Source organism: Pseudodesulfovibrio portus (genome assembly GCF_026000375.1).
GTDB classification, from domain to species: domain Bacteria; phylum Desulfobacterota; class Desulfovibrionia; order Desulfovibrionales; family Desulfovibrionaceae; genus Pseudodesulfovibrio; species Pseudodesulfovibrio portus.
On sequence record NZ_AP026708.1, the window covers coordinates 1,576,751 to 1,602,572 of the forward strand.

At 61.9% G+C, this 25,822-nt stretch carries 21 protein-coding genes; 6 read left to right on the forward strand and 15 right to left on the reverse strand.

Annotation, left to right across the window (positions count from 1 at the left end; translation table 11 throughout):
* Positions 1-205: 205 nt before the first annotated feature.
* From OO730_RS07665 to OO730_RS07720, 12 genes are all read right to left on the reverse strand, one after another.
* Positions 206-868, reverse strand: coding sequence for an ABC transporter ATP-binding protein (locus tag OO730_RS07665; RefSeq protein WP_264983996.1), 663 nt, complete (start codon positions 866-868; stop codon positions 206-208).
* A gap of 8 nt (positions 869-876) precedes the next feature.
* The gene (locus OO730_RS07670; protein ID WP_264983997.1) at positions 877-2,040 is read right to left on the reverse strand and encodes an ABC transporter permease; all 1,164 of its coding nucleotides are present in this window, start codon (positions 2,038-2,040) and stop codon (positions 877-879) included.
* A complete protein-coding gene (locus OO730_RS07675; RefSeq protein ID WP_264983998.1) occupies positions 2,041-2,493 on the reverse strand; it encodes a DUF2318 domain-containing protein in 453 nt (150 codons plus the stop codon). It abuts the gene before it with no gap.
* 384 nt (positions 2,494-2,877) lie between these two features.
* Positions 2,878-4,503: an FmdE family protein gene (locus tag OO730_RS07680; RefSeq protein WP_264983999.1), complete on the reverse strand. Its 1,626-nt coding sequence runs from the start codon at positions 4,501-4,503 to the stop codon at positions 2,878-2,880.
* A gap of 75 nt (positions 4,504-4,578) precedes the next feature.
* A complete protein-coding gene (locus tag OO730_RS07685; protein WP_264984000.1) occupies positions 4,579-5,430 on the reverse strand; it encodes a transporter substrate-binding domain-containing protein in 852 nt (283 codons plus the stop codon).
* Positions 5,431-5,663: 233 nt separating this feature from the next.
* Positions 5,664-6,899, reverse strand: a complete 1,236-nt coding sequence (gene dsrP / locus OO730_RS07690; RefSeq protein WP_264984001.1) for a sulfate reduction electron transfer complex DsrMKJOP subunit DsrP — start codon at positions 6,897-6,899, stop codon at positions 5,664-5,666.
* A gap of 11 nt (positions 6,900-6,910) precedes the next feature.
* Positions 6,911-7,681, reverse strand: a complete 771-nt coding sequence (dsrO, locus tag OO730_RS07695; RefSeq protein ID WP_264984002.1) for a sulfate reduction electron transfer complex DsrMKJOP subunit DsrO — start codon at positions 7,679-7,681, stop codon at positions 6,911-6,913.
* On the reverse strand, positions 7,681-8,067 hold the full coding sequence (dsrJ, locus tag OO730_RS07700; RefSeq protein ID WP_264984003.1) for a sulfate reduction electron transfer complex DsrMKJOP subunit DsrJ: 387 nt from the start codon (positions 8,065-8,067) through the stop codon (positions 7,681-7,683). The genes dsrO and dsrJ overlap by 1 nt, the downstream gene beginning before the upstream one ends.
* Positions 8,068-9,738, reverse strand: coding sequence for a sulfate reduction electron transfer complex DsrMKJOP subunit DsrK (gene dsrK / locus OO730_RS07705; protein WP_264984004.1), 1,671 nt, complete (start codon positions 9,736-9,738; stop codon positions 8,068-8,070).
* 46 nt (positions 9,739-9,784) lie between these two features.
* Positions 9,785-10,825, reverse strand: a complete 1,041-nt coding sequence (dsrM, locus tag OO730_RS07710; RefSeq protein WP_264984005.1) for a sulfate reduction electron transfer complex DsrMKJOP subunit DsrM — start codon at positions 10,823-10,825, stop codon at positions 9,785-9,787.
* Positions 10,826-11,020: 195 nt separating this feature from the next.
* Positions 11,021-11,548 carry an RsbRD N-terminal domain-containing protein gene (locus OO730_RS07715; RefSeq protein WP_264984006.1) on the reverse strand — a complete coding sequence of 176 codons (528 nt, stop codon included), beginning with the start codon at positions 11,546-11,548 and terminating at the stop codon, positions 11,021-11,023.
* 253 nt (positions 11,549-11,801) lie between these two features.
* Complete coding sequence (locus OO730_RS07720) at positions 11,802-14,168, reverse strand: PAS domain S-box protein (RefSeq protein ID WP_264984007.1); 2,367 nt, start codon at positions 14,166-14,168, stop codon at positions 11,802-11,804.
* A gap of 444 nt (positions 14,169-14,612) precedes the next feature.
* On the opposite strand from OO730_RS07720, the gene OO730_RS07725 reads away from it, so the two are divergent.
* Positions 14,613-15,335, forward strand: a complete 723-nt coding sequence (locus tag OO730_RS07725; protein WP_264984008.1) for a substrate-binding periplasmic protein — start codon at positions 14,613-14,615, stop codon at positions 15,333-15,335.
* 185 nt (positions 15,336-15,520) lie between these two features.
* Here OO730_RS07725 and OO730_RS07730 read toward each other — a convergent pair whose 3' ends face one another.
* On the reverse strand, positions 15,521-16,399 hold the full coding sequence (locus OO730_RS07730; protein ID WP_264984009.1) for a tRNA (adenine-N1)-methyltransferase: 879 nt from the start codon (positions 16,397-16,399) through the stop codon (positions 15,521-15,523).
* Positions 16,400-16,608: 209 nt separating this feature from the next.
* Between OO730_RS07730 and OO730_RS07735 the strand changes: the two genes are divergently transcribed.
* Both OO730_RS07735 and OO730_RS07740 read left to right on the forward strand, forming a co-directional pair.
* Positions 16,609-17,571 (forward strand): radical SAM protein, encoded by a 963-nt coding sequence (locus OO730_RS07735; RefSeq protein WP_264984010.1) that lies wholly within the window; start codon positions 16,609-16,611, stop codon positions 17,569-17,571.
* A 46-nt stretch (positions 17,572-17,617) separates the two neighbouring features.
* On the forward strand, positions 17,618-19,087 hold the full coding sequence (locus OO730_RS07740) for an Rne/Rng family ribonuclease (RefSeq protein WP_264984011.1): 1,470 nt from the start codon (positions 17,618-17,620) through the stop codon (positions 19,085-19,087).
* Between the two features lie 291 nt (positions 19,088-19,378).
* On the opposite strand, the gene OO730_RS07745 is transcribed toward OO730_RS07740, so the two are convergent.
* Both OO730_RS07745 and OO730_RS07750 read right to left on the reverse strand, forming a co-directional pair.
* Positions 19,379-21,307 (reverse strand): sensor histidine kinase, encoded by a 1,929-nt coding sequence (locus tag OO730_RS07745; protein WP_264984012.1) that lies wholly within the window; start codon positions 21,305-21,307, stop codon positions 19,379-19,381.
* A gap of 83 nt (positions 21,308-21,390) precedes the next feature.
* A complete protein-coding gene (locus tag OO730_RS07750; protein ID WP_264984013.1) occupies positions 21,391-22,038 on the reverse strand; it encodes a substrate-binding periplasmic protein in 648 nt (215 codons plus the stop codon).
* 218 nt (positions 22,039-22,256) lie between these two features.
* On the opposite strand from OO730_RS07750, the gene OO730_RS07755 reads away from it, so the two are divergent.
* The 3 genes from OO730_RS07755 (at position 22,257) to ald (ending at position 25,560) form a co-directional block, all read left to right on the forward strand.
* Positions 22,257-23,696, forward strand: coding sequence for a HoxN/HupN/NixA family nickel/cobalt transporter (locus OO730_RS07755; RefSeq protein ID WP_264984014.1), 1,440 nt, complete (start codon positions 22,257-22,259; stop codon positions 23,694-23,696).
* A 224-nt stretch (positions 23,697-23,920) separates the two neighbouring features.
* On the forward strand, positions 23,921-24,400 hold the full coding sequence (locus OO730_RS07760) for an Lrp/AsnC family transcriptional regulator (protein ID WP_264984015.1): 480 nt from the start codon (positions 23,921-23,923) through the stop codon (positions 24,398-24,400).
* A 47-nt stretch (positions 24,401-24,447) separates the two neighbouring features.
* The gene (ald, locus tag OO730_RS07765) at positions 24,448-25,560 is read left to right on the forward strand and encodes an alanine dehydrogenase (RefSeq protein ID WP_264984016.1); all 1,113 of its coding nucleotides are present in this window, start codon (positions 24,448-24,450) and stop codon (positions 25,558-25,560) included.
* Positions 25,561-25,822: the final 262 nt, after the last annotated feature.

A 25,822-nucleotide genomic window follows, 5' to 3' on the forward strand; every position in this document is an offset into this window, starting at 1 on the left:
CCGTACCATGTTTGCAACATGGCACGGCGTTTCTCGTTTTTCTTGCCCGAATCGTCACCCGGCACGGAGGCCTTGTCCGAGGCCTCCGCCGAAGGCGGCTATGGGATTCCAAAGGGGCTCGCCCTTTGGCGGGTGCAGGGCAGCGCCCTGCTCTCTCCGAAGGAGCGCCCCTGCGAGGCCGCCGGAGGCGCTTCCCGCCTCCCCTTTATATCACCCGGCCGTCGGCCATGGATACCGTCCGGTCCGCCCTGGCCGCGTATTCGTCGTCGTGTGTGACCATGACGACGGACAGGCCGTCGTTCTTGAGATCGACCAGCAGATCCATGACAGATTCGCCGGTGGCCTTGTCCAGGTTGCCGGTGGGCTCGTCGGCGAACAGGACCCATGATTTCTTGACCAGGGCGCGGGCGATGGCCACGCGCTGCTGCTCGCCGCCGGACAGGTGGCCGGGAATCTTGCTCCCCTTGCCGCCCAATCCGACCCGCTCCAGGCACTCGTCGGCGCGCATGCGCGCGTCCTTGGGCACCCGGCCGAGCCCCTTCATGTAAGGCAGGAGCACGTTTTCGCGGGCCGAGAGATAGGGCAGCAGGTAGTGGAACTGGAAGACCACGGCGAAGTCCTTATGCCGCAGTTCGTTGAGCCGACGCGGAGGCAGGCTGGTAATGTCCTCGCCGTTGTATATGATCTCCCCGGAGTCCGGGGCCAGGAGCGTGGACAGGATGTTCAGGAAGGTGGTCTTGCCCGATCCGGAACGGCCCACGATGGACACGAACTCACCGGGATCGACCGTGATGCCCACGGTGTCCAGGGCATGGGTTACCACGCCCTCGGACCGGAAGGTCTTGATGATGTTTTTTGCTTCAAGCATGGCGGCTCCTAGAGGGATATGAGGGCTTCGGACGGTTCCACTGACGACGCCTTCCAGGCCGGGAAGAGCGCGGACAGCACGGACACGGACACGATGAGCAGGCCGGTGAGCCCCATGTGCGCCGGGTCGAAGGACACGGTGGCGCCTTCGGCCATGTCGAGCATGGCCAGCACCTTGAGGCTCAGCCCGTAGCCGCCCAGATAGCCGATGATCCCGGCCAGCACGCCGATGAGCGCGGCCTCGAAGCAGAAGATGGAGAATATGGACGCGCGACCGAAGCCGATGGAGCGCATGAGGCCGATTTCCTTGATGCGCTCGTTGACCGAGGAGAGCATGGTCACGCCGACCATGCAGCAGGCGATGAACAGGATGACCAGGCTGACGGTCAGGATGAGCCGCTTGACGAACTCCACCGAGTACATGCGCTGCTTGACGATGGACTGCAGGGCCTGGATGTCCGCGTCGGGCACGGCCGCCTGGATCTGGTTGACGATGTCCTCGATGGGGCAGCCCGCGCACAGGGCGGCCACCTCGATGAAGCTGACGTGGCCGGGCGTGCCGAAGTTCGACTGGACAAAATCCATGGGCGCGAAGATGACCGAGTCGTCGTCGCTGCCCGTGGGCATGAGTATGCCGGAGACCGTCGCATCCACGCCTTCCAGGTCGATGGCGTCGCCGACCTTGAGGTCGAGCTTGGCGGCGGCCTTGCCTCCGACGAGCACGTCGTCATCGCGCACGGGATACGTGCCGTTCACAGCCCAGTATCCCTTGAGCACCTTTTCCTTGTCGAAACGCACGCCCACCAGGCCAACGCCGGTGTTGGCGATCTTGACCATGGTCACCAGCTTGGGCGCGATGACCGAGATACGGTCGTTGAGCTCGATGGAGCCGATCCTGTCGCTCACGGAGGTCTCGTCCAGGTCGGCCTGCCCGAGCACCATGTCGCCCATGGAGAAACCGCCGTAACTGACGGTCAGCTTCTCGCGGTGGGGCTGGACCAGGATGTTGGCGCCGAAAGCCGTGAGTTTCTTTTCCAGGGAGTCGCCCACCACGCTGGACACGTAGTTGAGCGACACGATGGATGTGACCCCGAGGGTGAAGACGACCAGCAGGAGCAGGGTCTTCATCCACTTTCGGCGCGTATTGCGCAACGGGATGGTCAGAATGTTCATTTAGAAATACCTGCTGCCCGCCGCGATATCCCGGGCCTTGAGAACCACGTCGTTCCCTTCGACGGCACGGTCGAGCGGGGACGGGTTGCAACCGCCCTTGACCACGTTGATACGCGCGGAATGGAAGCGCTGGCCGCAGTTGTTGCAGATCATGAAATCCCCATCCTGGGAGTAGCCCTTCTTCTCGCCGAAACACACGTCGCAGGCGTCGAACGCCGCCCGGATGACGCCGTCCGAACTCTTGAGCAGGAAGAACTTCACTTCCCGGCCGTCGTGATCATATGAAAAATAATGCGCCCGGCCGTCGCTCACGTCGCCCACAGGAATGGTCACCACCCCGTTCACCGGCTCCACGCGATCATACTGGCCAAACCCCCAAAAGGCCTGCCCGTTGACGGCAACGCCCACAACCAACAGCACTGCCAGACCGATATGAATTCCAACTTTCTTCATGTTTTCCTCACTGTTATTTATTATTCCAGACTTCAACGGTGTGAAATCATCATAGGTTTTTCCAAACAGTAATCAAAGCTATTTGTTATGCACCTTCCATACCAAGCAAAAAAGCACGCCTTCTCAGCCGGTTGGCAAAACCCCGGGGCGACAAACCGGGCAAAGGCCTGTGCACCTGCACATCGGATGTGCAATCCGCCGCACACAACCCTACACAAAAAAGGCCATCCGCAACGCGGATGGCCTTCTTACAATCTCAAGGCTTGGGAGAGTGGGTCAGCTGTGCATTTTCTCGGATGCAGTTTAACCGGAGGCGTAGCAGCGCTACGGTGAGGATTAAACTGGGTCCGAAAAATGTGCAGATGGCCCGCTATCGCAAGCCGCTTACTTCCCAAACGGGCACTTGGGAAACGAACAGGTCTTGCAGGTCATGCAGAACCCGCCCTCGCCCAGGCGCGCCAGGTCCTTGCGGGTGAGTTTCTGCCCGGCCAGGATGCGCGGCAGGATCAGGTCGAAGGCGGTGGTCTTGTAGAAGAGCGCACAGGCCGGGACGCCCATGACGTCGGCGGACCGCATGCGGCCCACGAGGGACATGGTGCCGGGCAGCACGGGCACGCCGTAGAGGTCGTCGTGCAGGCCCGCGTCCACCAGGCCGGCGCGGGTCACGTCGTCCGGGTCAACGGACATGCCCGCAGTGGTCACGATCAGGTCACAGCCCGCGTCGAGCATGGCTGTGGCGGACTTGGTGATCATGTCCTTTTCGTCGGGCACGATGTCGGATTTGACCACCTCGCAGCCGAGCTTGATGACCTTGGACGAGATGATGGGGATGAACTTGTCCTCGATGAGCCCCTGGAAGACCTCGGTGCCGGTGACCAGGATGCCGACCTTGGCCGCCCTGAGCGGCAGCACGGACAGCACCGGGCCTTCGCCGAGGGCGGTCAGCGCGCGGCTGAACCGGTCGCGGGAGATGTAGAGCGGGATGGCCCGGGTCCCGGCAACGCCCTTGCCCTTGGGCATGAGCGAGCCGTCGTGGCGGGTGGCCAGCATGACGTCCGGGGACAGGTTGAACCGGGAAAGCGCGTCCAGGTCGATGGACAGCATGCCGGGTTCATCGGCGAAGAAATTGATCTTGCCCTCTTCCGGGTTCGGGTCGTAGGAGACGCCCGGCCCGGCCATGCGCTTGGCGAACGCCTTGACCGCTTCGTTCTCGTGCACCCACTCGTCGCCGGGCAGGTCCGAGCCGTCAAAGACGTTGAACTTGCCGATGCGCTGCAACCGGCACACGTCGCCTGCGGCGAGGGTATCGCCCGCCTTGGTGATCGGCCCCTTGGACTCGCCGGGCACGATGCCGGTCATGTCGTGGACCACCTTGGTGCCCACCGCGTCCTCCACGGACACGACCCTGAGGCCGGGCGCATCGTCGGCGCAGACCACGCCCTCGATGCTTTCATAGGGGGCCTCGCCCTGGCAGCCTCGGCAGATGGACCCGTCCGAGCCGGGGTAGGCCTCGTTGCAGACCGGGCAGACGTCGATGGTGGTCATGTGGCCGTGACCGAGATACCGCTTGGAAATCTTGACGGGCCGGATGGAACAGATGGTGTCCCCGGCCTGCTCTATCTCGGCGAACAGCTTGTCCGTGTCCTGCTCGGCCTTGGGCTTCTCCTTCATGAACCAGGCTTTGATTTCGGGCCATTTGGCGAGCTTTTCCTGATCCACCGCCACCCTGAACCCTTCGCCCGTGAACTTGTCGTACAGGGAGACCGCGTATCGGCCGAGAAGCTTGACCTTCATCCAGTTGTTGCCCGTGGAACAGAGCGTCAACAGCTGGACCGCGTCCGGCAGACACTTGCCCGACTCGACCATGGCCTCGAACAACGTCCCTTCGGGCAGCCGCGCCTTGGCCGCCTCCACCATGTAGCCGCCGATGAGCAGCCCCGGTGCCGGATAACCGTGAAATTCCTTGGCCTTCTGCTTGAATTCTTCAAAGGTGTACTGACCGATGTTCATAGCTTCCTCGCGTTGACTTGCTGATTTCCACTGGGGGTATATCGTGATCCCGGCCGCGTCAAGAACGGCCCCGGATCAGTTCATTTCCAGAAACTTGCCGTACAACTCACCGTATTCCCTGCGTGAGTTTTCATCAAGGTCCCTGGCCGGGGTCTCGAACAGCTCGCGGTGCGCCGGAGTCCCCTTGGCAGCCCGCAATTCCTCATTGATCCGCTCGATGACCCGCTTGCCGAAGTCGGTCTTGGTGCAGACCACGTAGGACAGGACATAGGGATCATGCTCCGCAATCCCGAGCGGAACAAGATCCTGCCTCTTGCCTGCGGTTTTGACGTAGTGCTGCAGCACGAACGGATACTCGATGAAGAAATCCACCCGGTTGTTGTGAACCATCTCGAACTTTTGCGCAACGTCCGGGCAGACCTGCAGCAGCACCGACGACTTGTGCTTCTCGAATATCCGGCGCACGTCCGGCCCGAAAGAGCGGCCCGTCTCGGCCACCCCGGCGTACCTGCCGGAGTCCAGCAGCGACTCCAGGCTGACGGTGCCGTGTTCGGCCATGTCGAGAATGGGGCTGCCCTTCCTGACGTACAGACGCGGCCCCAGGGTCACGGCCGTCACGTCGGAGTAATGGAAGAGCTCCTCGCGCTCCGGAGTCCTGCGCAGGTTGCAATAGCAGTAATCCTCGCCGTTGCGGGCGTTCTCCATGAGCCGGGCCAGGGTCATCTTGACCTTCCGGTGGTCGTATTCCGTCAGGCGGTCGGCAAAAAAGATTCGGACGATATCGGAATACCCCGTGTCGGCACCGGGCCCGGAAAATATATGATACGGCGGATTGTCGGCCCCGCCCCACCGGATCGTGTCCCCGGCCCGAACAGGCTCCGCAGCCAGGGCGGCGACGAAAACCAGAAAAAACAAAACGGATTTCATAAAATGTATTTCCTTTCAAAACATCGGCATGGGAACTGTGCGCATGGCCGGAGCATAGCGGTTTCCCCATGGCGGGAAAACCCGCAAAATCGTGTTCCCGGGGTTTCCCGCAGGAGGACTCCCCGGTCGGCCTCCCATGAAAAGGGCCGCCCCATAGTAGGGGCGGCCCTTGAATCAGCCTTGGAACCTAGCGAGGTGACGTTACGTGGCTAGGCTGTCAGCGGGTGCCGGTTTTAGGCCTCGGCAGGGGCTTCTTCGACTTCCTCGGGGGCGCATTCGCATGTGTCCTCGGTGGAGCATCCGCAGGGCAATCCCTGGGAGTGTCCCATCTCTTCCTTCACGCTCGTGGCGATCTTGAAGAGCACGGTCACGATCAGCGCGCCGATGGCATAGACCATCATGGACACCAGCAGTTCCTTGCCGGTGGGCCAGTAAGGCGTGATGGCGTGGAACGGGTTGGGCGTGAAACCGCCGATGACCAGACCCAGACCCTTGTCGAGCCAGGTGGCGACGACCAGGATGATCAGGGTATAGGGCAGCAGCTTCAGGTTGTTGCGGAACTTCGGCGTCACCAGCAGGATGATGGAGATCGCCGCACACGCCAGGAAGGTCCACATCAGGGTCACCAGAGTGGGGTCTGCATGCGCAAACAGGAAGGTGATCGGATGCATGTGACCGGGCATGTTCGAGTAGAACGCGGTGAAGATTTCCAGGGCGAAGAAGAACATGTTTATGCACATTGCATAAGCGATGATCTTGACCAGCGTGGAAAGAGCGTTCTTGGCCATCTTGAAGGTCGTGAACTTCTCCGTGACCATCATCACCAACAGGAGGATGGCGGGACCGGAGCAGAACGCGCTTGCCAGGAAGCGGGCGGCCAGGATGGCGGTCAGCCAGTAGTGGCGGCCGGGCAGACCCTGGTACAGGAACGCGGTCACGGTGTGGATGGAGAAGGCCCAGATGATGGACACGTAGATGAACGGCTTCAGCCACTTCGGATGCGGCAGGTTGGCGCGGTCCGCCTGCAGGCAGGTCCAGCCGACCAACAGGTTGAGGGACAGGTAGCCGACGAGAACGGTCATATCCCAGAACAGGATGGAGTTCGGGGTGGGATGCAGCATGACGTTCAGCATGCGGGTCGGCTGCCCGACGTCCACGGCGATGAACAGCATGCACATGATACATGCGGCGATTGCCATGAATTCGCCGAAGATGACCATGTGCTTGTTGGTCTTGTAGGAGTGGAAGTAGTTGGGCAGCACGATCATGACGCCGGATGCGGCCAGGCCGACCAGGTAGGTGAACTGGGAGATATAGAATCCCCAGGACACGTCGCGATTCATGCCGGTGGTCTCCAGACCCACCATGAGCTGGTTGACATAAGCAAGGGAGCCGATGCCGATCAGCACAAGGAGGAAGGCGATCCAGCCGTAGTATCTCTTGGAACCTTTGAGTGCGAGTTCAAGCATTCTGATTCCTCCTAAATGACGTAGTACACACAGGGCTCGGTGCCTGCGGTCGGTTTGCGGCGGATGGTGAACTTCTCACGCAGTACCTGGCGGACCTCGGAATCGGGATCGTTGAGATCGCCGAACACCATGGCCCCTTCGGACGCTTCGACGCAGGCGGGCATCTTGCCGACGGCCAGGCGCTCGACGCAGAAGTTGCACTTTTCGACCACGCCGCGCATGCGGGTGGGGAACTCGGGATTGAGCTTGCTCAAATCCAGGTTCTTCCTGGGCTCGCCCCAGTTGAAGGAGCGGGAACCGTAGGGGCAACCCGCCATGCAGTACCGGCAGCCGATGCAGCGGTGGTAGTCCATGGCCACGATGCCGTCCGGACGCTTGTAGGTCGCCTTGGTCGGGCAGACGCGCACGCAGGGCGGGTTCTCGCAGTGGTTGCACAGGAGCGGGAAATCACGATGATGGACTTCTTCCGCCAGATGCGGGTTTTCCTGCTCCGGGAAGGTATGGGCGTAGGTATCGGACCACAGCCACTTCACTTCCTTGTGCCCCTCGATCTTGGGGACGTTGTGGATGGCGTGGCAGGCCTCGGCCAGCTTGGCGATCTCTTCCTCGGTGTGCAGCTTGGTGGTGTCGATGACCATGGCCCACTGCGTGGCGTGCAACCCCTTGGGGTTGGCCTTGACCGGAGAATGCCCGCCGCTGGAAGCCAGCGCCTTGGGCGCCACGGCCAACCCGGCTGCGGCGATACCGGCAAGCTTGATGAAGGTTCTTCTGTTGTTCTTCATTATTTCAAACCCTCCGGCTGAATGTGGCAATCCCAGCAGTAGGGAGAGACACCGGCATCAGTGTGACACTTGTCGCAGAAGTCGGCCTTGTTGTTGTGGCACTTCATGCACGTGTTCTGCAGGCTGATGACGAACTCTTTGCCAGCGTGGTTGGTATAGATCCTCTTGCCGTCACGCAGAGCCCAGTCGCGCCAGTCGTTGAGAAGCTGCATGTGCTGCTCGCGCATGAACTCCTTGGACTCGATGCACTCTTTCTCTCCTACCGGCATTTTCAGCTCGGGCTGCTTGTATACCTTGGTCATGGTGCCGACCGCAAAGGGCGCGGTCAGCATGCCGATGAAGATGACCAGGCCGATGATGATCGGGAATCCGTAGTGCATTTTCATTTATGCATCCTCCATGTTCGGGGGCGTCCAGTCGTCTTCCTCGTCCTCGAAACCGGGGAGGTATTCCTGACGCATGTCCATCTTGCGCACTTCGCCCTCTTCGAGGACCAACGCGTTGGCGACCAGTTCGTGGGTACCGGTGATGCCCACGCCGGGCGCCCAGTAGTCGGCCAGCGGAATCAGGGTGGCGCGGTCGATGGCGCAGATGCAGGCCATGGTGTTGACGCCGTGCTTTTCCTGCACGTAGCGCAGGGCGTTGCCGCGAGGCAGGCCGCCACGCAGGCGGATTTCCATGATCTCGTCGGTGTTCAGGCCGGAACCGCCGGCGCAGCAGAAGGTCTGCTCGCGGGTGGTGCCTTCCGGCATCTCGAAGTAGTTGTTGCACACGTTCTTGAGCACGTAGCGCGGTTCGTCCAGGAGGCCCATGCCGCGCGCCGGGTTGCAGGAATCGTGGAAGGTGACCCGCAGGTGGTCGTTGCGGCTCGGGTCGAGGTTCAGCTTGCCGTGCTTGATCAGGTCGGCGGTGAACTCGGTGATGTGCAGCATCTTGGTGGCCGCAGAGGTGTCGAACACGGTTCCGGTGATGGGCGACCGGGGGGTCGTCATGCCGGAGTGCTGCAGCTCGGCGTTCATGGTGTCCATGTACTGATGGACGACGCGCCACATGTGGCCGCACTCGCCGCCCAGAATCCACTTGCAGCCGAGGCGCTCGGCTTCGGCGTACATCTTGGCGTTGAGCTTCTTCATGGTCTCGTTGTTGGTGAACGAGCCGAAGTTGCCGCCCTCGGATGCGTAGGTGGACAGGGTGTAGTCCAGGTCGAGGTAGTCGAACAGGAGCAGGTAGCCCATGAACGTATAGATGCCCGGGTCGGCGAACACGTCGCCGGACGGGGTGATGAACAGGATCTCATGGCCCTTTTCGTTGAGCGGGGCCTTGACCCGGCGACCGGTCACTTCCTCGATGTCGTCGACCATGAAGTCCACGATATCCTTGAAGGCGTGGGGCTGGATGCCCAGGTGGTTGCCGGTGATGTTGCAGTTGGAGACGGGCTCCATGATCCAGTTGGTGTTCAGGCCGACCAGATGCATCAGTTCGCGGGCCATCATGGTCATTTCCGCAGTGTCGATGCCGTAGGGGCAGAACAGGGAACAGCGACGGCACTGGGTGCACTGGTAGAAGTAGATGAACCATTCTTTCAGGACATCTTCTTCCATGACCCGGGAGCCGGTCAGCTTGGACAGGATCTTGCCCGCCACGGTGAACTCGCCTCGGTACACGGAACGCATCAGTTCGGCGCGGAGCACGGGCATGTTCTTGGGGTCGCCGGAACCGATGAAGTAGTGACACTTGTCGGCGCAGGCGCCGCAGCGCACGCAGATGTCCATGAACAGCTGCAGGGTGCGGAACTTCTTCAGCCTCTCGCGGAATCCGTTGACCACGATCTCCTTCCAGTTGGAAGGCAGCTTCCAGTCCTCGTCGGACGGCAGCCACTCGCGGGCGGGGCCCCACAGACCGGGGAGCTTGGACTCCATGTACTCCATCTTCTCGGGCTTGGCGGGGTAACACCAGCGGCCCGGGGAGAAGTCCACCGGGGTTTCCATCCACCCGGTGGTCGGCGGATTGTAATCTATGCTCTTGAAGAGCTCATCAGCTTTGGGGATGTCGGACATATTCTTATCTCCTCAGATAAAGATATCACCAGAGAGAACCCTGGACTTAAGCCTTTTCCTCGGGGGCGACGCCGTTCTCGGGATTGTCGAGGGGCAGGCCCGCCTCGGCCATGGGGACGCCGAATTGCTTTTCGTAGTCCGCGTAGGCGTGGGGCTTGATGTTGGGATCGTTCCAGGGGTTCACGTGGTGCTTTGCGCGCGTGTCGTTCGGCAGGTTCCTTGTCGGAGACAGGAAGACGCCCGGCATGTGCATGAGCTTGCTGAACGGGAAGTACGCCATGAGGCAACTGACCAGGAAGACATGGACGAAGAAGGAAACGCCGATGGCGTCGGGGACGACGTAGTTGAACGTCACCAGACCCATGGTCAGTTCCTTGATCGCGATCACGTCGACCTTGGCGTAGTAGCGCATGTAGATGCCCGACAGGGCGACGGCCAGGAGCAGGAACAGCGGGAAGTAGTCAGAGGCGTAGCTGATGTAGTTGATCCTGGGGTTGGTCAGCCTGCGGCCCAGAAGCAGGAGCACGCCGAGCACCAGACCGACGTTGGTCAGGTACAGGGTCGGTGCGCCGATCTGCAGGAGGCCGTCCACGAACTCGAGCCCGTTCACGAAGAAGGGAATCGGCTCGAGGAAGAGGCGCAGGTGCCGCAGGGCGATCAGGAAAAAGGAATAGTGGAAAGTGATGGCGAAGAGCCACAGCCACTTGGAGGACTTGTAGGCTACTACCGGGTGATCCTTTCCTTGGTGCAGGGACACGGCCGTGTTCCTGAACAGGGACCGGAACGCAAAGACTTCGAGAACCATGCGGAAGAAGGTCTGCGCGCCGGTCTGGGGACAGTCGAGCTTGTTCTGGGGGAACAACTTCGGATCGAAGGACTTGAACTGGCCGCCGGTTGTGGGGATGCGGAACGGCACTGCGCTCCGGCCCCAGGTGATGACTTTGTAAACAAAGCCGAGCAAAAAGATGATGAACGCCGTTGTCGGGATACAGACACCGAAGAAGGTCCTCATGTGCGCTGCATCAACCCCGAACAACGGGATCAACACCAGGAGAAAGACGAACAGAAGTGAGTAAAGAGCATTCATCTACCGTCACCTCGCTTGAAGGTTGGACCCGCCGGGACTCACTCCGGAAGGCCTGCCACTTTTGGTGCGCGCTTGACGGTTGACCGATGCAAAGACGGCGGTGTGTACGAAAAATGAATCCGTGGCCGTGCCACGCATCCTACCCCTCAACAGACCATGCCCGGCTCAACACCGAAGCCAACCCCAATCACGCCCCTAATCGGTCGAGTTATCGACCGTAACGTCCACTGTCATTCCGGCGCGCCTGAGCAGACTGCGCTGGGAGCGCTTGACCTCGTCAACGCGCATCCGGAATACTTGTTCGCGACTTTTGGTATAGATGTCGAAAGACATCATGGCCAGGTTGTCGATCCTGGCCTCGAAACGCAGCAGGTCCGCCAGGGTTCCGTCCTTTTCCATTTCCTTGAAGAACTCGTCGCGAATGAGCTTCTTCAACAGGAAGACGAAACCGATGGCCTGGGACGGGCTGAAATCCTGCACCGCCCTGATCCGAATGAGCTTGTCCAGGGAGACGGCGATTTCTTCCGCATCCTTCCAGTCGATCAGTAGTTCGAACAGTTCCCCGGTCGCCTCGAGTATGGCGGCCCCCACGGGGTTCTGAAAACGATCCTTCTGACGGGTCCAGACTTTCTGCGTTTCCTTGGGATAGGTCCGGAGCACCAGCTCCGCCCACCCCTTGGACAAATCGGCCTTGCGTTCGGCCAACACTGTATCAAATGTCATTAATTACTCGTAATTGTTCGATAAAAATGAAAGCCGAAAAGCTCCTTGAAACCTGGCGGCCGCCTTTTCCCGAACGTAGATAGACCAAATTGTGAAAATCGTCACGTAAGACTCAGAACCATATCCCAAACCCCATGCAAAACGTCAAGGGTTTTTCAAGGAAAAACCGGCTACTGAGAAGGGGTAAAAGGTGTTTTTTCCGGAGGGGAAACGGGCCGGGAAAGGCAGGAGTGACGGGCCCGGACGAGGCGGCTTATGCCCGGTCCACCCGGTTGCGGCCCATGCGCTTGGCCTTGTAGAGGGCCTCGTCGGCGCGCTTGATGACGTCCTCGATGGCCTTGTCGCTTCGGCGGGCCAGGGTGGCGCCGATGGAAACCGTAAAGGTTATTTTCTTTCCCTCGAAATCCACCCTGACTTCGGACAACCGCTTGCGCAGCCGCTCGGCGACCTCCATGCCGAGCCTGAGCCCGGTCTCCGGCAGGACCACGGCAAACTCCTCGCCGCCCAGCCTGCCGAAAATGTCGCTCTCGCGGAGCAGGGAGGACGACGCCTGGGCCAGTTGGCGCAGGACCTCGTCCCCGGCCTGATGGCCGTAGGTGTCGTTGATGGACTTGAAGTAGTCGATGTCGAGCATGAGCAGGGTGAGCGGCTTCTTGTACCGCAACGCCCGCCTGAGCTCCTGGGAGCCCTTGGAAAAGAACTGGTGCCGGTTGTCCACCCCGGTCAGGGCGTCGGTGGTGGCCAGGGTCTTCATCTCGCTTTCCAGCCTGATCCGGTTGGTCACGTCATGGATGACCGAATACAGCAACTGGCGGCCCTGGACCATTATCGGACCGGAGTAGACCTCCACGTCCCGGATGGAACTGTCGGCCAGTTTGTGCTGGAGGATGAAGTAGGCACGCTTTTCCGCGCGGGCCATGTCCATTTCCCGGAATATCTCTTCCTCGTCCTGGGCATTGATCTGGCTCATGTTCATGGACCGCATCGCCTCCTGGGAATACCCGTAGAAGTCGCCGGCCGCCGGGTTGGCGTCCACCACGTTCCCGGTCTTGGGATCGGTCAGGATCATGATGGCGTGGTTGTTCTCGAAAAAGGCCCGGTACTGCTGCTCCCGCTCCATGAGCACCTTTTCCGCCTCGATCTGCCTGGTGATGTCGCGGAAGGTCCCCTCCATGCCCACGGGGTCGCCGTTGTCGTCCGTGACCACATGGGCGTTGCCGTCCACCGTGATGACGGCCCCGTCCTTCCTGACGACCTGTATCTTCAGGCCGCGGACGGGGTCTCCGCCGGCAAGGGCCTTGTGCAGGAACAGCTGCTCCTTCCTGTAGAGGTACAGCTCGTCCATGGTCCGGCCGACCAGTTCCTCGCGGGGATAGCCGAACAGCCGGCACGTGGCCGGGTTGACCATCTGGATTCGCCCGCCCAGGTCGGTGACGATGTACCCTTCCTCGATGGATTCGAAAATGCGCCGGAACTTTTCCTCGCTTTCCCGCAGGACCCGTTCGGCCCGCTTGCGGGAGGAGATGTCCCTGATGGTGTTGACGATGCCCAGGGGGTGGCCGTCGTCGCCGATGATCAGCGACACCGACTGCTCGGACGGAAACACCGCCCCGCTTTGCCTGCGCATGGGGAACTCGAACATGACCCGTTTCCGCTCGTCGAATGCGGCCCGGCACCGGACCTTGAACTCCGCGTTGTGGACGGCGTCCACGTGCAGCGTTTCCGCCGGGGTGTCCACCAGTTCCTCGTTGGTCATGCCGAATATGATCTCCGCCGCCGGGTTGGCATCGATGATCTTCCATTCCGGGGTCAGGATGAGCACCGCCTCGCCCAGGGCGACGAACGTCGAACGGAGCCAGAGCTCCTTTTCGGCCAGGGCCTCCTCCGAGGCCCGCTGCTCGGTGACGTCCATGCCCGAGCAGAGGGCGCCGATGGGCATGTCGCCCTCGTTGGTCAGCAGCTTGTGCTGCCACTGGACGAGCCGGTCCTCGCCGTCCTTGGTGGTGACGTAGTAGAAAAATTCATCCGCCGACTCCGTCTGGCCGGAAAACACGAGATAGAGGTAGTCCAGCACCTCGTCGCGCTGCTCCTCCGGGACCACGGCCTCCACCCAATTCCGGCCGATCAATTCGTGCACCCCGTACCCAAGGGTCCGGCAGGTGGTCTGGTTGGCCATGGTCACGGCGCCCGAGGCGTCCAGGGCCACGACCATCGCCCCGACAACGTCCAGGTACAGCGCCGACTGGTTTCGTTCCCGTGTCAGCTGCTGCTCGGCCTTGACCTTGTGCGTGATGTCGTTGAGCACCAGCACACAACCCTCCGCCCATGCCGACAGGATGACGGAAAAATGGGTTTCCCGCTCCCCGTCAGGCCGGACGACCTCGACGCGGATACCCGACTCAACGCCCTTTCGGGAGCACTCCTTCTCAAGCTCCGCGACAAGCCAGGGGGCCGCGTCACGAAGCAATATCCCCTCCTGCGCGCCGAGCAGGTCCGCTGCGACCCGGTTCTGCCACACGATGGCATGGGATTTATCGAGGACCAACAGCGGCTGGTCGGCCGCATCAAGCGCGACCGCAGAAGGCGGCATCCGACCGTCGGATTCCGGTGCCGACGCCATCAGCCGTTCATAAAAATCAGGCCAACGGGACTCCGCATCAGGGGACCCCGCAAATTCGAGAACCAGTTCTTTAAACCACCTCTCGTTATCGGCAAACATTTGTTTCAATTGATTCATTGGATCGGATGACATCCTGAGTTCTTTCCGCTTCACATACCAAATTCAAGGACTTTGGGGTAGTAAAATTCATATTTACCCCCTTTTCCACAGAAACATGACGGGTAAAACCGATCAAGTCGCGATTTACCGAGAGAAACCAAGGAATCCGCAGCAATCATCGCCTGCCACCAACGGCCAATTCAACAAATATTCATATAGATCAACCCTATGGGCAAACCGGGTGTCGAGAGACGGTGCCCTTGAACAACCCGATCAAAATATAATAGCAATTCCCCCTACCCGTCCCTAGGTTGATATGACACCTGATTTCATCTGGAGGCCCACTTGATTCGCCAATATCTGCTTGCCGTCTGTTTTCTGCTGTTGCTCGGGCAGCCCTCTGCCGCAGGCGGGAAACTGGTCATCAGCACCCAGGCGATTCCCCCCTACTCCACCGAAAACGGCACCGGTTTTTATGACACCCTCTATCCGGAAATCGGGCGAAGAACGGGCTTGGAAATCACGGTCGTCCAGCAGCCCGACAGACGTTCACTGCAACTGACCAACAGCGGCATCAATGACGGCGACGGCCCCAGGCTGCCGGGACTCGAACAACAATTTCCCGACCTGATCCGGGTGGAAGAACCCATCCTGCATGCCGAACTCGTCGCATTCACCAGGAAAGGCACCCGCGTGAAGTCATGGGGCGATCTGGCCAACAGGTTCGCCGCCGTTCCCAAGGGCTGGCGGCTGCCCAGGGGCAAGATACCCGTTTCGATGCGCCTGACCACGGTCATCTCGACCCACAGCAGCATGGCCATGCTCTCCACGGGCAGGATCGACGCCGCCCTGACCCTCCCGGCGATGGGACGGCACGAAATAGACAAGCATGGGTACCGGAACATCAACCTGGAACCGGCCATCCTGGATGAACGGCTTCTCTACCTGTACATGCACAAGAAACACGCACCCCTTGTCCCGGCCATCGATGAGGCCATCAAGGCCATCAAGGCTGACGGCACGTGGGATCGGCTCTTCAAACAGGCCATCGCCCAAACCGACAAGTGACGGGCCCGCCGGAGAGGCGGTCCTCCGCGAGACGACGGCTGTCGCAGACGGCGCGAGTCAAAACACAGAAATTTCAAGGCCGGCGGGTACAGGGTGTACCCGCCGGCCTTGAAATCTTTTTGCGGCAATGCAGCAATCGGGGCTTTATCTTCAGCATGAGGCCCGCCGGGAGACGGGCCTGTTCATTATTCCTGATGATCGGAGTCCGTCTCGTCGGTCTCCGTTTGCGGGGCGTGTTCGACGAGGTCCGCGGATTCAACGGCGGTCTCTGCCGGGGGCTCCGCCCTGGGAGCAGCCACGGGCGGCTCCATGTAACGGGCAAAGACCAGGAAGCCGGTGTGGGCCACCATGCGGTCCTCGGGCCGCAGCCTGTCGGCCACGGGCTTCCAGCGGCGGACCAGGATTTCCAGGACCTCCAGGTCGGCGAACGGACCGTCCTCAAGCCCGCGCAGCAGGTCGGACACCTGGTTCACCGTGGGCAGCAGGAAGCCGCACATGGCACCGGGGATGACCGCCGCAGGGATGCTCTGCAGGTATTCCCACGGGGTGCGCACGTCCAGGAACAGGGCGTCCGCGCCGGAGTGCAGGAAGCCGTCCTCGATGTTCTGGTTGACCTGCTCAACGCGGTCGGCCAGGCCGACGCGCTCCAGGTTCTTGCCCGCCAGCTTGAAAAAGTCGGCACGGCGCTCGTAGGTGATGACCTTGCCCGTGTCGCCCACGAACCAGGCCAGGGCCGTGGTCAGGCCGCCGGAGCCGGTGCCGGATTCGATGACCGTGGAGCCCGGGCCGATGCCGAGCTTCATCATCAGGTACCCGATCTCCTTGGGGTACATGATCTGGGTCTGGCGCTTCACGCCCTTGATCAGGTCGTGCAGGGTCGGCTTGAGCACGAGGTACGCCCTGCCGAGGTGGGTTTTGACGTACTGGCCGAAACCGGCCTCGGCCACTTCGTCCATGAGCAGCTTGCCGTCGTGGGTGTGAACCTCGCCGCCGGTTTCGAGCTTGCGCAGGTATCGTTTGCCTTTGTGGCTGATGAGCAGTATGAGCTGTCCGGGTTCGATCATTGATCCGGCCTCCTGAAAAATGTTGCGCCTCTGCCTACGGCGGGAGGGCGTCGAAGTCAAGGGAAAGGGACCGGACGCATCGGAATGCGCCTCCCGTTTCCCCTGCCCGGCAAGCTAACATATTTTTCCTTCTCCTTGACAGCCGTTCACCAGTCCTTAATAACTTCCATAGATTTTCCCGCTTTTCGCATCGAGGTACGCGGCACGACATGGGCTATAAATATGTATTCGGACCCGTCATGAGCGGTCGGCTGGGCCGCTCCCTCGGACTCGACCTGCTCGGCGGCCGGATCTGCTCCATGGATTGCGTGTACTGCGAGGTGGGAGCGACCAGGACGCTGACGACGGAGCGGGGCCCCTACGTCCCGGCGGCCGACATCCTCAAGGAGTTGGCGGCCTGGAAGGCGGAAGGGTTCGAAATGCCCGACATGGTCACCCTGGGAGGGCTGGGCGAACCCTGTCTCAATTCGGAGATGGCCGAGGTCATCATTGGGGCCAGGAAGCTCTTCCCGGACACGGACATCGCGGTGCTGACCAACGCCACCCTGATGACCGACCCGGCGGTACGCCGGGAGCTTTGCCTGGCGGACGTGGTCCTGCCCAGCCTGGATTCATTGGTCACCGATGAATTCCTGGCCGTGAACCGCCCCTTTGGGGGCGTGACGCCCGAGGCGGTGGCCGAAGGGCTCCTTGAATTCAGGAGAGAATTCAAGGGAAAGATATTTTTGGAAATTTTGCTTGCCGAAGGAATCAACGACAGCGACGAGAACCTCGGCAGGTTGAAGGATTTTTGCAAGCGGCTTGCCCCTGATCGGGTGGATGTGGTCACGCTGACCCGTCCCGGAACCGTGAAGAGGGTCCGCCCCGTGGACGGGGCGGTTCTAAGCCGCTGGCGCATGGCGCTCGAAAGCGGGGAACGCCGCGTTGAAACGCGGACCGCGCACGGCGGGAAGGCGATACGCACGGACCAGGTCATGGACCACGTCCGGGCGTCCCTGGCCCGCAGGCCGCAGACCGCTTCCCAGCTGGCACAGGCCCTGAACGCGGACCCGAAACAGGTCCGCTCTGCCGTGGAAGCCCTCCTGAAAGAGGGTGCAATCGTCGCCCGGGATGACCGGGACGAGACTTACTACCACGGAACCGGGCATGTCCTGGAAGACGGGACCGCCTGAAGCCGCGCCATGATCGTACACACTTTTTTCTCGTCCAGAGGTTTTCATGACCGCAAAAAAGAAACGGCAGAAGATGTTCATCTCCGTACTGCCGGGAGAACAGGTAGAGGTCGTCATTGCCGAAGAAGGCAAGGTTAACGAGTACTACGTCGAGATGGTGCACCAGGCCAAGACCAAGGGCAACATCTACAAGGGCTACATCCACAACATCGACAACGGGCTCCAGGCCGCGTTCATCAACTACGGGGCCGAGCGCAACGGGTTCCTCCAGATCGACGAGGTCCATCCGGAATACTACATGGGCAGCCCGGCCACCAAGAAGGGCCAGCGCTACCCGCTCATGCAGAAGGTGCTCAAGCCCGGCCAGGAAGTCCTGGTCCAGGTGGTCAAGGAACCCACCGGCAAGAAGGGCGCGTTCCTGACCTCCTATCTTTCTCTGCCCGGACGCAGCTTCGTCTACACCGTTGGCCGCTCCCAGATGGGCGTGTCCCGCAAGATCGAGGACGAGAAGGAGCGCGTCCGCCTCAAGAAGGTGCTCGAAGCCTTCGAGACCACCGAGGGCGTGGGCCTCATCGCCCGCACCGCCGCCGTGGGCCAGTCCAAGGCGGCCCTCGAGCGCGACTACAAATACCTGAACCGGCTGTGGACCGACATCCGGGCCAACGCCCAGAAGGAAAAGGCCCCGTCCATCGTCTACAAGGAGCTGGGCCTGGCCGCGCGGGCCGTGCGCGACTACCTGACCGCCGACGTCACCGAGGTCTGGGTGGACGACAAGGAAACCTTCGAGCAGATCCGCAAGTTCGTGAAGCTCGCCTTCCCGCGCAAGAACAACTTCGTCCGGCTGCACGAGGACCCCGACCTGTCGCTGCTGGAGCGCTTCAACCTGGTTCGCCAGGTGGAGGAGATATACTCCCGCGAGGCCACCATGCCCTCCGGCGGCAGGCTGGTCTTCGACGCCACCGAGGCCCTGACCGCCGTGGACATCAACTCCGGCAAGATCGGCGGGGAACGCAATTTCCAGAAGATGGCGCTCAAGACCAACGTGGAAGCCGCCCGCGAGATCGCCCGCCAGCTCAGGCTGCGGGACATCGGCGGCCAGGTGGTCATCGACTTCATCGAGATGAAGAACCCCAAGGACTGCCGCGAGGTGGAAAAGGTCATGCGCGCCGAGATGAAGAACGACCGCGCCCGCACCGACGTGTCGCGCATCTCCTCCTTCGGCCTCATGGAGCTGGTCCGCCAGCGCCTCGGGTCCTCGGCCATCGCCATCTCCACCGAGCCCTGCCCCTGCTGCAGGGGCACCGGCATCCGCCGCAACATGGAATGGCAGGCCATGCAGGCCCTGAAGACCATCCACCGCGAAATCCGCAAACCCGGCGAAGACCGCGTGGAGCACCTGTGCGAAGAAGAGCTGGCCATCTACCTCCTCAACAACAAGCGCGGCATCCTGGCCGACCTGGAAACCCGCTACGGCAAGGAAATCCACGTGGACATCGACTACGAGTACGAAGACTAGCTGATTCGCAGAATATCAAATCAAAAGCCCCCGCCCGGCACACTCCGGGCCGGGGGCTTTTCACTTCCCAAACATTTTGCCTTTCATCTTCCCTCCCTCTCCACCCCACCTTCCCTAGGAGCGGAAGCGAAGCGACCCCGCTCCCCGCACCAACAGCCTCAAGGCTTTCGAGAGTGGTGCAGATGTGCATTTTCTCGGGCGCAGCCGACCCGCAGTCGTAGCCTGGCTACGGCGAGGACTCGGCAAGACCGAAAAATGTGCAGATGCGCCGCTATCGCAAGCCGCGCGCTACTAAACAGCAGGGAGCGTGAAAATAAAAGTCGAGCCCTTCCCAACCTCGGACTCGACCCAGATGCGGCCGCCGTAGTGCTCGATGATCTCGCGGCAGATGGTCAGGCCCAGGCCGGTGCCCTTGGGCTTGTCGACCATGGTGTTGTCGGCGACGGTCTGGTGGAACTTCTCGAAAATATCGGACTGGTCCTCGGCGTGGATGCCGGTGCCGGTGTCCACCACCTCCACGCGGAGCTGGCCGAAACGCGGGAAGGCGCGCAGGGTGACGCTGCCCTGTTCGGTGAACTTGACCGCGTTGTTGAGCAGGTTGATGAGCACCTGCTGCATGCGGTCCGGGTCGGCCTCGATGGTCGGCAGCTCGGGCTCGATCTCGGTGAGCAGCCTGACGTCCGTCTGGGAGAACATGCCGCTGACCGAATTGGCGGCCACGGAGATGACGTCGTTCATGTTCAGCGGTTCGTCGCGCCAGCCCATGCGCCCGGACTCGATCTTGTTCAGGTCGAGCACGTCGTTGATCAGGCGGGTCAGCCGCTCTCCCTCGTGACTGATGATGGCCAGGTTCTCGCGGATGCGCACGCCCTTGCCGACGAGGTGCTGGTTATCCCCGGCCAGGGGCAGGAAGTTCTTCCCGAACTCCTTGGAAAGCAGCTTGGCAAAACCCAGGATGGAAGTCAGCGGCGTCCGCAGTTCGTGGGAGACCGAAGACAGGAAGGCGGACTTCATCTCGTCCAGTTCGCGCAGCCGCTGGTTGGCCTCTTCCAGTTCCCGCGCCTTGTTGACCAGGTCCTCGGTGCGCTCGCGCACGAGCTGCTCCAGGTGGCGGTTGAGGTCGGCCAGGTCCTGCTCCGCCTTCTTGCGGTCGGAAATATCCTCGAGGATGCCTTCCACGAAAATGAAACGCCCCTCGTCGTCGTAGATGGCGCGCGCGTTCAGGGACCCCCAGATGGTCATGCCGTCCCGGCGATAGTATTCGGCCTCGAACCGCTTCACCTCGCCCTCGGTGCGCACCTTCTCGTAGAAGCCGAGCATGTGGTCCGGGTTGACCATGATCCGGGAGTTGAGGGAACGCACGTTGGACAGGAACTCGTCCAGGGAGTCGTAGCCGAAGATGCGGGCCATGGCCGGGTTGGCGCGCCGGAGCACACCGTCGGGCGTAGCCTGGAAAATGCCCTCGATGGCGTTCTCGAAGATGCCGCGATATTTTTCCTCGGCCTCCTGCAGGGTCTTGTTCATGGCCTGGAGCTTGTTCTCGCGGCCCTCGATCTCGATGGACATGCGGCGGAAACGCTTGGCGATCTCAAGCAACTCGGCGTGGTAGACTTCCCCGAAATCGTAGGAGAAATCGCCCTTGGCCACCCGGGCGATACCCGACTGCAGGACCATGAGCGGCTTGTTCAGGAAGACGCGCAGGAGCAGGCCGGTGAGGGCCAGGATGACGGATATGGAGACGACGATGATGATGATGGAGACGAGCATCTGCTCATCCAGCCGCTTCTTTTCCCGGACCAGGGTGAAATCGATCTCGGCCCGGCCGATGGTGCGGCCCTCGAAGACGATGGAGCGGACCTTGCTGAAATCGGCCTGGGTGCCGGAGAACTTCTCGTGGGCAAAGACGACCTCGTTGCGCGAGCCGTAGATGCGGATGCCCTGGACCATGTCGTCATGGGTGTAGACCGAACCGATGAGCCGGGCGTTGTCGTAGTCCAGGTTCCAGATGGGAACGGCCAGGATTTCGGCCACCGAGGTGATGGTGTCCTCGGCCTTTTCCTCGGAAGTCTCCCATGTCTCCTCGGATTGCTGCCAATAGATGTAACCGCCCATGGCCGTGGCGATGATCATGACGATGGCCACCAGGCTGAAGGTCAAATCCCGGGAGATGGACCGACTGGTGAAGAACGGGCGGGGGCTCTTGATTTTGGCTTCACTCATCTGAGGTTCCGGAGGCAAACGGGACGGCCGTGCCGAAGGAGTTTCCAATCATCATTCAAGACTACACAAAGACGCGCAAACTGTCATCTGTATTGTGGATCGTAGCTGAAACAGAGCCTTTCCGCCTTGCCTTCCCGCACCATCCGCACCATGGCCGCCCGCAGCCGCCGGGCCACTTCCGGGTCAACCCTCTTCGACAGAAACACGCAGGCCTGGGTGACGTTGAGTACAAGGGGTTCGCCGAACCGCTCCGGGGGGAGGCCGTTCTCCCGGATAGTGTGCATCAGGCCGAACCGGGGTCCGACCACTGCGTCCACCCGGTTGCCGAGGAGCAGCTTGAGGCTGTGGAGGTAGTTGGTCGTCTGGTAGATGGTGATGCCGTTCTCCGGCGAGATGCGTTCATCGTACCGAGTACCGCGGACCGAGGCCACGGTTCTGCCCCTCAACCCCTCGACGGAGCGGTAGTCCGCTCCGCGGCGTCCCAGGGCGATGGTCTCCAAGGAAAGTATCGGCCCCAGATTGTCGGCCACCTTCTCGATGGCCGAGGTGGGAAGCATGAGGACCATGTCCGCCCTCCCCAGGGCGATCTCCTCGACGGCCCGCAGCACTCGGACCTGCCGATTTTGCGCCGTCAGACCGGCTTCCTCGGCCAGGGCGTTGCCCAAATCGTAGACCAAGCCCGTCAACTTGCCGTCCTGTTCATAGGAATACGGCGACAAGGCCAGGCTCACGATATGCAGCTCCGTCCTGCCTGCAATCGCGGCGACAAGAAATAGCGTCAACAAAAAACAAACGGCAAGTCTGAGCATAGGGTCTTCCGGGATCCACCTTCATGTTTGGGCAAACCATACAGGACCAAGAGGCATGATGCCATTAGAATGCGCAGTTTGCTCACGCGGAATCACCCTTGCCATGCGCCCCGCCCTCCTTTATCACTCTGCCTGTGCCCATGAGAAAATCCCTGTGCATCCTCATCCTGGCCGTCTGCCTGTGGCCCGCCCTGCGGACCGGCCCTGCGGCGGCCCATCCCCACGTCTTCGTGGACACGTCCCTGACCTTCGTGTTCGACGACACCGGACTTGCGGCCATCCGCCAGAACTGGCTGTTCGACGAGATATTCAGCCGGGCCATCCTGAGCGATATAGGGCTGACCCCGGAAGCGCTGTCCACGCCCGAGGGACAGGAGGCCATCCGTGAAGGGGCCTTTGCCTACCTCAAGAACTACGGCTGGTTCACCTTCGTGGAATCCGGCGGCAAACGGATTCCGGTCACCGAGACCCGCGACTTCCGGGCATCCGTCCGGGACGGTCGCCTGGTTTACGACTTCACCGTTCCCCTCATCCTGCCCTATGCGGAGTTCAAGGATTTCCGCATGGGCGTGTTCGATCCCGAGTACTACTCGGACATCGTGCTGGTGGACGGCGGCATTGCCTTCGAGATGGGCGGCATGGCCCAGGTGAGCCACACCATCAGGCCCGGCAAGGACCACACCTACTGGCAGTTCATCGTGCCCAGCATGATCCACGTCGCCGTCTCCGGCACCCCCGGCGAAGCGCCGCAACCGGTCGCCGCCGAAATGCGGGAAGTGGATTCCCCGGGCCCGGTGGAACGGCTCATGGCCTTTGTCCGCTCAGCCCAGAAGGAACTCACCCAGCGCCTCAACACCTTCGGCATGGAGCTTGCGGGCAACCCGTTCGGGTCCGCCCTGTGGCTCTTCCTGGGGCTGTCCTTCATCTACGGCGTGGTCCACGCCGTGGGGCCGGGGCACGGCAAGGCCGTGGTCTGCTCCTATTTCATGGCCAATCCCGGCTCCCTGGCCGCCGGAGCGATCATGGGCAACGCCATCACCTTCGTGCACATGGGGTCCGCCGCCGTGGCCGTTGGCGCGGCATACATGCTCTTCTCCTCGGGCATGGGCGGGTTCGCCGAGGCCAGCCGCGCCATCCAGCCCGCCAGCTACGGACTGCTCGCGCTCATGGGGCTGTTCCTGGTCTTCAAGTCCGTCCGCGACATCCTCAAGGGCGGCCTGCTCTCGCCCGGTTGCGACTGCGCGCGCGAGAACGAGCCGGACGACCTCCGGTCCATACTCACGGTCTCCTTTGTCACCGGCCTGATCCCCTGCCCCGGCGCGGCGGTCATCCTGGCCTTTGCCATCGGTCTGAACATCTTCTGGACCGGCGTGCTGGCCCTCGTCTGCATGGCGCTGGGCATGGGGCTGACCACCACCCTGTTCGCCTGGTTCGCGGTCACGGCCCGCAACGTCACGCTCCAACTCTCCGGCTCCAACAAGGCCGTGTTCAACCGGATCTACGCCGGTCTCTCCATCTGCGGCGCCTCCGCCATCGCCCTGTTCGGCGGGGCGCTCTTCCTCGGCTCCATCAGCGGCTAGGTCCCGCGCCCCGCAAGACACCGCCTCCCGGCATCATGCGCCCCTCCCCGCAGAGGGCTGCGCCCCGACCCGCCCGGACAGCCCGGCCCCTCCGCTGCCCGGCTCCCCCGGCCGTTGCCCGCACCCTTGAGACTGCAAAAAATCATTGACATCTTTTTTTGCTATTTGATAAAAAATTTCCATCAGGTTTTCACATTTGAAAAAACCAGACAGGAAGAACCGCGATGAACACTTTGGACTCACAAGACAAGCGGCTGGTGGCCGAACTGACCCGCGACGGGCAGTTGTCGCCGGGCAGGATCGGCGAAGCCATGGGCGTGACCGCGCCCACGGTCCGTTCGCGCATGAAGAACCTGATCGCTGCGGGCGCGCTCAAGGTGGCCGGGCTGGTCAATCCCATGAAGGCCAAGGGGCTGACCGTGGCCCTGGTGGGCGTTTCCCTGGCCAGCCACGAGCAGTTGGGCGAAAAGCTGGACCAGATCGGCGGGCTGCCGCGCGTCAACTGGTGCGCCGTGGTCACGGGCCGCTACGACATCATCGTGGAGATCGTGTGCACGGACGGGACCACCGACCTGTACGACTTCCTGGACAAGGACCTGACCACCGTGGGCGGCATCACCGCCTCGGAATCTTTCGTCGTCATGAAATCCCGGCGCAAGTGGCTGCTTTTGCCCGACGCCGTGGCCGACCAGTTCATCAAATAGCCCACCGCTGGAATGCGGCGGAACCCTTTTTACAGGAGAGAGAGAAAATGATCATCGGTATCCCGAAGGAAATCAAGACGTTGGAGAACCGCGTTGCCATGACCCCCGGCGCGGTCGAGTCCCTGGTCCGTTTCGGCCATGAAGTTGTCGTCGAGGCCGGAGCCGGCCTGGGCAGCGGCCTGACCGACGAGGAGTATATCTCCGCCGGTGCCAAGATGGTGTCCGCCGCCGACGCCTGGGGCGCGCAGATGGTCATCAAGGTCAAGGAGCCGCTGGAATCCGAGTACAAGTACCTGCGCAAGGGCCTGCTCCTGTTCACCTACCTCCACCTGGCGGCCGCCGAGTCCCTGACAGCCGCCCTGCTCGAGTCCGGCACCAACTCCGTGGCCTACGAGACCGTCAAGTCCGCCGACGGCACCCTGCCCCTGCTCACCCCCATGAGCGAGGTCGCGGGCCGCATGGCCACCCAGGTCGGCGCGCACTACCTGGAAAAGACCCAGGGCGGCCAGGGCATCCTGCTGGGCGGCGTGCCCGGCGTGTCCCCGGCCGAAGTCCTGGTCCTTGGCGGCGGCGTGGTCGGCACCAACGCGGCCCGCATCGCCATGGGCATGGGTGCCCGCGTGACCATCCTCGACCTTTCCCACCAGCGGCTGCAGTACCTGGACGACGTATTCCAGGGCCGCATCACCACCATGATGTCCACCGAGCCGAACATCCGCCAGATGATCCAGCAGGCCGACCTGGTCATCGGCGCGGTCCTGCTGCCCGGCGCCAAGGCCCCCAACCTCATCACCCGCGACATGCTGCCCATGATGAAAAAGGGCTCGGTCATCGTGGACGTGGCCGTTGATCAGGGCGGCTGCATCGAGACCACCCACGCCACCACCCACGACAACCCGGTCTACGAGATCGACGGCGTGGTCCACTACGGCGTGGCCAACATGCCCGGCGCAGTGCCCCGCACCTCCACCTTCGCCCTGGTCAACCAGACCGCGCCCTACGCCCTGCGCCTCGCCGCCAAGGGACTGGACGCCCTCAAGGACGATCCGGGCCTGGCCCTGGGCCTGAACACCTGGAACGGCAAACTGACCTGCCCGGCCGTGGGCGAGGCCTTCGGCATCGACTCCCTGACCCCCGAGGAAGCGCTGGCGCAGATGTAGAGCCGACTTCCAATCACGCATTCAAGGCCCCGGTCGTTTGACCGGGGCCTTTTTTTGGGTCCGTTTCCCCACTGCGGCGACGCAGCGGCAACCAGTTCCGCCTGCTCCCCGAAAGCAATGCATGCCCTCCTCGACACCGTTTGCCCCGGCACAATTATGTCTTTCTCGGCATAATGTGCTTTTGTTTTGACGGCTTGTGCTCTAATCTTGTCTGCATCGGCATCAAACAAACGATGGGGCCGCCCGCAGCGGCCTTCCCGGT